This is a genomic window from Psychrobacillus sp. (assembly GCF_056205495.1).
The window spans coordinates 1-9038 of the sequence record NZ_JBAEAP010000190.1; the positions used below are offsets into that span (position 1 = coordinate 1).

Sequence of the window (9038 nt, forward strand, 5' to 3'; positions counted from 1 at the left end):
AACGCCTCGAATGATTTATGACTTACCAGAGGATAAAGTATCTATCTCCTTTCCGGCTCAGGAAAGTGATGCAACAGGTCGAGGATTATTGATGACAATTGCACTACCACTTGTCATGTTAATCGCGATTGGAACTATTACCTTTTTTGTTCCACGAGGGGTATTTGTCATCATATCGATCACGATGTTCATGGCTGTCCTTGTTACATCTACGATTAACTTCTTTAAGGAACGAAAAAAGAGAAAAGAATACGAAGCCAAGCGAAGAAGAGTTTATGCGGCCTATATGGCAAATTTACGAGAAGAGCTGGATGGCTTATCGGAAAAGCAAAAATTTGTGCTTGAGTATCATTATCCTTCCTTTGAAAAAATGAAAATAATGACAGAGGAGTTATCTGGACGCATTTGGGAGAAGAGTTTAGAAAGCCATGACTTTCTACAATTTAGATTAGGCATTGGAGATGTCCCTTCAAGTTACGAGATAAAGCTTAGCTCTGGAGATTTAGCAAACAGAGAAGTGGACGACCTACTAGAAGAGGCCCAAAGGATGGAAAAAGTATATCAAACCATCCCATCTGCACCGATAACAACCGATTTACATCAGGGTATTTTAGGATTGATTGGTAAGGAAAATGTGGTCAAACGGGAGCTTCAACAAATAATTGGACAGCTAGCCTTTGCTCATAGCTATCATGATATTCGTATGATTAATATTTTTAATCACAAAGAATACATGGACTATGAATGGATGAAGTGGCTTCCTCACTCCACACTTCCAAACATGCATGCGAAAGGCTTAATCCACAATGAGGAAACTCGTGATCAGTTATTGTCCTCACTTTACGAAATAATTCGTGAAAGAGACGTGGATGAGATGAAAGGGAAAGTGAGATTTGCCCCTCATTTAGTGTTTATCATTTCGGATATATCTTTAATTGCAGAGCACGTCATCATGGAATACTTAGAGAAAAAGAATACAAAGGAATTAGGATTCTCGGTAATCTTTGCTGAATCTGCTGAGGAACGGATGACGGAGAACGTTCATACACTCGTTCGATATGTAAATGACCGTGAAGGAGATATTTTAATAGAGGAAGGTAAGGCTGTAAACAGACCCTTCTATTTGGATGACTACGACGCTACAACTAATGAACGATTCTCTCGTATGCTGCGAACATTGAATCACCAAATAGGTATGAAAAATTCTATTCCTAATTCAGTTAGCTTTTTAGAGATGTTTGAGGTAAAGGACGTAGAAGACGTGCCTGTTCAACATTATTGGAAAACAAATGAATCCGCTAAATCTCTTGCAGTTCCGATAGGACTCAAAGGGAAAAAAGAGCTTGTTCACTTAAATCTACATGAAAAAGCACATGGTCCTCATGGATTGCTGGCTGGTACAACTGGATCAGGGAAAAGTGAATTTCTTCAAACATATATTTTATCACTTGCGGTTCATTTTCATCCGCATGAGGTTGCGTTTTTACTGATCGATTATAAAGGAGGGGGAATGGCACAGCCGTTCAAGAAAATCCCTCATCTGTTAGGAACGATAACGAATATTGAAGGCAGTAAAAACTTTAGTATGCGTGCCTTAACATCTATCAATAGCGAGCTTAAACGTAGACAGCGCTTATTTGACCGGTATGAGGTTGCTCATATCGATGACTATACAACGCTGTATAAAAACGGTCTTTCTCTTGAACCACTTCCACATCTTTTTCTTATCTCTGATGAGTTCGCAGAGTTAAAGAGCGAGGAGCCAGAATTTATACGAGAGCTAGTCAGTACTGCTCGTATTGGACGTAGCTTAGGAGTACATCTAATCCTTGCTACTCAAAAACCTGGCGGAATCATCGATGAACAAATTTGGAGTAATGCTCGCTTCCGAGTAGCGCTGAAGGTCCAGGATGCAAACGATAGTAAGGAAATCCTCAAAAATAGTGATGCAGCTTCAATTACCGTGACAGGTAGAGGATATTTGCAGGTAGGAAATAATGAGGTCTACGAGCTGTTCCAATCTGCTTGGAGTGGTGCACCGTATATGGAAGAAACGTTAGAAGGAGAAGAGGACATTGCTATTGTCACTGATTTAGGTCTAATTCCACTAACGGGCATTGAAACAAAGGTAAGTAAGAAAAAGAGTAAAATGACAGAAATTGAGGCAGTGACTGCTAAAATTGCTCAAACCCAAGAAGAGATGGCTATCCAGAAGCTCCAAAGTCCATGGCTGCCACCTTTGCCTTTAAGGATTACCCAGTCCAAGCATATAGAAGAAATGGAGAATGCCTTCCTCCTTGGAATGATCGACGAACCAGAAAAACAGGCGCAAAATCCAATTTATTACGAATGGAAGAAGGACGGGAATGTAGGAATCTTTGGTTCCTCAGGTTATGGGAAATCTTATACATTATTAAGCCTCCTACTTGGTATTGCAGACAATTTAAGTCCTGTCGAGGCTCACCTTTACATTTTAGATTACGGAAATGGATCTCTTCTTCCTATGAGGCAGCTGCCACATACAGCTGATTACTTTACGATGGATGAGGAGTTAAAACGAGATAAGCTTATAAAGCTAATAAAGGATGAGATATCTAACAGAAAGATAGCCTTCCAATTGGCAGAAGTGAGTAATATCCATATGTACAATAAAGTATCAGAATCTCCATTACCTCTTATTTACATCGTGGTGGATAACTATGATATTGTACGGGAGGAAATGGAAGAGCTAGAGGCACAGCTGATCCAGTTTGGGCGAGATGGACAATCATTAGGTATTCATCTGCTTGTTTCTGCAACAAGAGTACAGTCTGTTAGACAATCACTCATGAACAATCTAAAAACTAAAATAGTCCATTATTTAATGGATAGCACAGAGGCATATGGTGTCATAGGAAGAGTTCCATTTGACTTAGAGCCATTCCCAGGTAGAGCGATTATTAAAAGAGAAGAAGCGAAGTTTGCACAATTGTTCCTGCCAGCACATGGAGTTGACGATTTCGAGATTTTAGAATCTATTAAGTCGAAAGTACAAGCATTGAAGAGTGCTTATGCAGAAATGCCTGCACCAAAGCCAATTCCAATGCTGCCGCTTGAGTTAAACAGCGACAACTTCCAAAACTATTTAGAGGATGACATAATGCCTGGAATAGTACAGCTTGGCTTGGATGAAGAAACAGTTAGAACGATTCCAATTAACTTTAATAAAAATCGTCATCTAATGCTGATTGGTCCGGTTCAAAGAGGTAAAACGAATACGATTAAGTGGTTATTACATCAATTATTAGAAATGGAGAATGGCTTTATTGCTATCTTTGATTCATTTGATCGAGGTCTTGCAGCATTCTCAGACGAACCAAAAGTAGACTACTTAGAAACGAAAGATCGATTGGTAGATTGGATTACCAACGTGGAGCAACATTATGTAGAAGTGGAAAGTAGCTATTTAGAAAGCTTGCAAAACGGACAATCGCCAACAATCGTCCCTGCCTATTTCATCATTGATGGCTATACGAGATTTTTACAGCTCGCAGATGTAGGCATTCAGGATCGTCTATCTAAGCTGATGAAAAAGTATACTCATCTAGGCTTTAATGTGATTGTATCGGCTAACAACTCAGAAATTACAAAAGGCTTCGATGCATTTACAAATGAATTGAAGCTCGTAAGACAAGGATTAGTATTTATGAAAAAATCAGAGCAAACGCTGTATACAGTACCTTATGAAAGAAAAGAGACAGAACTGCCTTTAGGCTATGCGCATTACGTATTCAACGGAAACGCCACAAAGGTTTTAATTCCGTTATGTAAGATGGAGAGGAAGATCACCCAATGAAAAATTTAAAGGGAACGGGATTATGGAAAATAGTTGCTGGGATTGTTCTAATATTAGCTCTCCCTATTTTGTTCTTCCAGCTGATGGGGGTCAGCATATTAGATTTAGACAATCCAAATAAAAGAGTTATTGCCATTGTCAATGAGGATCAGGGGATTACAAAAGGTCAGGAAAGTATTGACATGGGGGTAGAGGTAGTGACGATTCTAGCTACCGATTCACCATATGAATGGAAGGTAGTCGGCAGAGGGGCAGCTGAAAATGGTCTTAAGTCCAATCAGTATGAGGCAATCGTCTATATCCCTTCTAACTTTTCTTCTAATGTAATGTCTTATGATCAGCAAAATCCAGAAAGAGCAGAATTCTCTTATAAGGTGCATTCACAAAAAGCTGGGCTACGAAAAGAGAGAGTGCTCCATGAGATTGAGTCAGCTACCAATCGTGTAAATGAAAAGGTGTCTACTCTTTATTGGACATACGTAGCACAGGAGATGGATCATATTAAAAAGGAATTTGCTAATATTTTAGGTAAGGAAACAGAGTTTCTATCGACGATGTCAGCTTACTATAAGCCAGAATCTGAAACACTTGCTGAAGAAATGAAACGACAAAAGGAACAGATGGCTGGATTGCTTTCGACAATGAGCTCAGCTAATAATTCCCATGCTGCAAGGATTGAAAATGCAGAAACCTTCGGAAACCAAATGACTGGATTTATCAGCTACGTCCAGCAATATAAAACGTTCCAGGATAGTCAAAAAGAAATTTTAAGACAAGTCCAAGATGACAGTCTTGCAAAGATAAAGGTTGCTGCCGCTTCTCAAGCAGAGCATTTCAATAAAACTGTTCAGCAGCTAGAAGATAGCAACGAAAAGTTAAATGATGAAATTTACAAAGTGAACAATATTATAGATGCCAATCAGGAGAAGTTCAATGCATTGTCTGAGCTCCGAAAAAGTGAGGTAGATCGCCAGCTTAATGACTTACTTGTCGTTCAAAAAACTGCAATCGATCGCTATAACTATTCGGTGCTTACAAGCTTAGAAAAAGGAATTGAGGCAAGAAAGAACGGTACTGCTGTATTAGGGATAATGGATGTTGGAACAGATCCACAGCAACTAGTTACCATCGGTACAGAAATGGAACAAAAGGCTGCAGCAAAATCCGGGACACTTCTTCCTACTTTAGAGGAGGAGCGTGCAAAGGTTAATGAAATCCTTGCAGCTCTACAGTCCTTAAAAACAAAAATATCGGAAACAGATCCAGCGTCTACATTGTTAACTGATTTGGATCAGCTACAAGGTGAATTGACAAATGTCACCGCGCTTATTTCTCAAAAAGAAAACATGTGGAGCAGTTCCAATCAAGAAGGAACAAATGATTATGCCACTGCTGCAAAGGAATATACAAGTCTATTAACAGATTATCAGGCCGTATATAGGGAATATCAATCCGTGCAGCAAATTATAGACACCTACCCGGCTGATACGGTAAGGATAGGGTTGGAGATTAGTTCAAAGGAAGAAGCATTACTGGCTCATCCTAATCTAACAGCTGAACAGAAAACTAGATTACAAGAGTTATTTAGTAAAAGAGTTACCAATACAGAGCTAAGCTCTTTATTGTCCTATTATGCAACTTTAGAGCAGTTTGAATATACGTTGAATGAAGGAGGGGAAAGCACCAACAAGGATGCCCTGCTAGAAGACGAAATTTTAACAGCTTTACTTAAAAATGTGGTAGACGTTAATGAAATAGAATTAGAAGGCTGGACTGCAGTAGAAGAAAGTATACCGGAAACACAATTGGGAATGACCGATTTAAGTACAACCTTTGCTGCTATTATGTCCGGTCAAAGAGAAACAGTGGAAGGGCAGCATTTATCCTTACTAAATGATTTAGATACGATTGATAAGCAGGCGAATTTATTGCTACAGCAAATTCAAAACCCAGCTACTATGTTAGGTGCAGAACCACAGCAAACAGTAGGTGAGGGAGAAGTTGCATCCAGTCAACAAAATGTAAGTAATCAGCTAGTTTCTCTTAGTCAAATGATGAATACGTTATCGGATCGTCAGAATAACTTGGTAAATTACGCAAATGAATTGCACGCAAAAGCAGATAATATTAAAACTACATCTGATGAGTTTAGTAACAAATGGGAGACAAACGTGGATGCTATGTCTGATTTTGATGGAGACATACAAGGCTTCCTAGCAAACACTTATGTAGATGGACAGGAAAATGGTTATGCATTTAACCATTTTGTGAATCCACTAGGAGTAAAAGGAGCAGCTGCTGTCTCAGAGGAGGGACAAAAGGTTCCACCAGTTATTTTATTTATCGTTCTACTGATTAGTAGTCTACTAATAGGTTACTTTACGTATCAATTAAAGGATGGGGCAGTTGGACTTCGTATAGCAATGACAATCATCTTATCTCTTTTAGTTGGGATTATTATTAGCCTATACAGTATTAATATGTACATCTTAAATGATGATCGTGCCATTCAATGGACGATATTTACGGTGCTATTACTATTAGCAAGTGCATCCATTGTTCGAGCAGCATTAGAGTTTGGTCAGGCAGCCGGATGGCTAGCTGGAATAGTACTTATGTGTATTTACATTATTCCACTACTGATTTTAGCGGTACCAGATGTGAACGTACCTGATATTTTATCCAACGTGTACCTTTCAATAAAATATGAGGCTGAAACAAACTTTACGATAGGAGTAATCATTACAGGCGTTATAGCAATAATAATGCTAGTAGTATCCTATTTTGTAAGCAAGAACAATGGCCAAAACGCTACGACAGTAGATGAAGCGTATGAAGGCTAAAAAGGTCATTTTAGTTATCCTCTGTACAGCGCTATTCTGTTTTCCTAAAAGTGGAGTAGTGCTAGCAGATGAAAATAAAACAATAGATGAATTAGAGCCTTTGTTATATGAAAAGCTAGAATTTAAGAAAAATACCGATTACCTACATGATGTGAAGAAAACAGAAATGAAAAACACGATTCCTATTAAGCAGTTTGATATATATTTTGACGGTAGGAAGAAGCTGCCTAATCGTGATGACTCATCTTTCCTTTTCCTAAGTGATGAAAGAGGTGAGAATAGCACGGTGGCAGCACGCTCCTTAGAATTAAAGCTTTTCACCTCTGGGGAGAAAGAGACAAACACCAAAGGTAACTTCACACAGCAACAGCAAGAAGGAAGTTCAAATGGCAACCTTCTTACACTTGTTTTCCTATTGATTATAGCCAGTGGGATTATTATTCTCTTTGTAGTATTTTTGCCAAAGCTCGCACAAACGTCAAACGGTACTCCAAAAAAGAAGAAGGGTATAAGGGAGGGTGAATTAATTTGATTATGTATTGGTATATGAAGCTAGCAGAAGTTAAAGCGAAGATAACTAGGTTAAATGCGTGTCAAGCTTCTCTCACAGGGAAGCAGGGAGAATTTCAGTCCAATGAGCCTAAATGTAAGGAACCGGAGCTTACTCCTACTACTTGGCATGGGACGCTTGCGACAGCCTTTGATGAAATTCGTGAAGCAGGTATACGTCAACCGTATTTAGAGATTATAGGAACTCAATTTAGTGCTGTATTTGATGCAATTGCCGCAAAAATTGAGGAGCTTCAAGCAGAGATAATTAGTATCCAAGCAACTATTGATCGGCTTTTAGCAGAGGAAGCTGCTAACAATATGAAATAATAGCGGGGGTGTATGTATATGTCAGAAGAAATAAAAATTGTTTATGCGGATGTAGAGAACCAATTAGAGCAAATGACAGCCTCCAATGAAGCGTTAAATCCTACAAAAGAGGCGCCAATTGAAGGTAACGTGCTAGACGTGGCTAATAAGTTAAATGAGCTCTCCGTAAATCTAGAAACTTTGTTAATTAAATATCAACAGCTATTAGGAGAAAATATCCTGACAACTAAAGATTCAGTTGCATTTATGAAAGAGACGGATGAAACCATATCAACGGGTATTAATAGCTCAGGTGGCCATAGGATGATGGCTCAATGAAGGTATTGGATGTAGATTTACTTCAGACAGGAATACAAAATAACGTGGATATGTTGACGCGTTTAGAGGAAGAAATGAAGGTAATTGAAACTTCTATCACTGGTTTAGTGGAGTTGGACCACTCATTAACTGGGGAGGGGGGAGCGGCTATCCGATCTTTTTACAACGATTGCCATCTCCCTTTCCATAAGTTCTTTTTAGAATTTAATCAAGATTTCAAAACAAAGCTAAACCAAATAAAGTCTGCACTGGATTCGTTGGAGCCTGATTACGCTGGTCATATTCAAGAGAGCTTTCTGGAAGGAGAGGTTGAAGAAGGACTGGTAGTAATATCTAACACTACTAGTAATTTAATCGATGAGTCGAATGCCATAATGGATGGGGTTGCTGATATAGTGGCATTGCCTCATTTAGATGATAGTGAGGTGCAGCAAGGTGTAACGGACTCTCGTAAAAAGAGGGATCTTACTGTTGAAAACTTACATGAGTTTGATTCGACTCAAACTTCCGCACTTGTAACCGTGGAATCAACTTTAAATGCTCTTGATAAATGGCTAATAGAGATAGAAGGAATGATGAGTGCTGGACTAACTGATACTCATTTTCCTGCAAAAGCATGGGCGGAATTTACAGCTTGTACTCCAATCCTGAGTGAGCTGTCTGGTAACGCAAAAGATCCTGGTTCTGTAGCGGATAAAGATGCTTCTGGTGAAGCTGGTAAAGTGTCTGAAGATAATAGATTTGATCAAGTTAATGATTCTCTCGGTTACTATGGTAATGCTACTACTATTGTGAAGGATGCAGAATCAGGGTTCCTTATGTGGATGGCTACTAGGAATGGAGAACTGTCTTCTGATCTTAGATTTTATGTTCCTCAAAAAGGTGGTACTTCTTATCGAATTTATGCTAGTCCACTAGCTATGGGAGTTTTAGGCTTTCCAAATCAGAGTGGTGGGATGCTAAAATACGCTGGAAGGAAGCCAGGGCAGTCCGGTTGGTCACCTCAAGGAGAAATGGTGTTAGAGAAACATCCTCATCTTAGATATTGGGGAGAGAATACTACTTTAGCGGAAAAGGGTAAAACTGTTGGTACTGCCACTCTTCGTGGAGCGGCGGAAGGGTTTAAGGACGTATTCGATTTAAGAGGAATTGCACAAAATGGG

At 39.1% G+C, this 9038-nt stretch carries 6 protein-coding genes; all 6 read left to right on the forward strand.

The genetic code is table 11. The features are described from left to right. Positions 1 to 3835: type VII secretion protein EssC (gene essC / locus AC06OU_RS05660; RefSeq protein WP_475854531.1), on the forward strand; the 3835-nt coding region annotated here is incomplete at its 5' end. After that, a complete protein-coding gene (esaA, locus tag AC06OU_RS05665) occupies positions 3832 to 6678 on the forward strand; it encodes a type VII secretion protein EsaA (protein WP_475854533.1) in 2847 nt (948 codons plus the stop codon). The genes essC and esaA, both read left to right, overlap by 4 nt. Beyond that, positions 6668 to 7210: a type VII secretion EssA family protein gene (locus AC06OU_RS05670; RefSeq protein ID WP_475854534.1), complete on the forward strand. Its 543-nt coding sequence runs from the start codon at positions 6668 to 6670 to the stop codon at positions 7208 to 7210. The genes esaA and AC06OU_RS05670 overlap by 11 nt, the downstream gene beginning before the upstream one ends. Before the next feature lie 2 nt (positions 7211 to 7212). Beyond that, positions 7213 to 7557, forward strand: coding sequence for a YwqH-like family protein (locus AC06OU_RS05675; RefSeq protein ID WP_475854538.1), 345 nt, complete (start codon positions 7213 to 7215; stop codon positions 7555 to 7557). 18 nt (positions 7558 to 7575) lie between these two features. Further along, complete coding sequence (locus AC06OU_RS05680) at positions 7576 to 7875, forward strand: YwqI/YxiC family protein (RefSeq protein WP_475854535.1); 300 nt, start codon at positions 7576 to 7578, stop codon at positions 7873 to 7875. Further along, the coding region (locus AC06OU_RS05685) for a ribonuclease YeeF family protein (RefSeq protein ID WP_475854536.1) at positions 7872 to 9038 on the forward strand (1167 nt) is incomplete at its 3' end. The genes AC06OU_RS05680 and AC06OU_RS05685, both read left to right, overlap by 4 nt.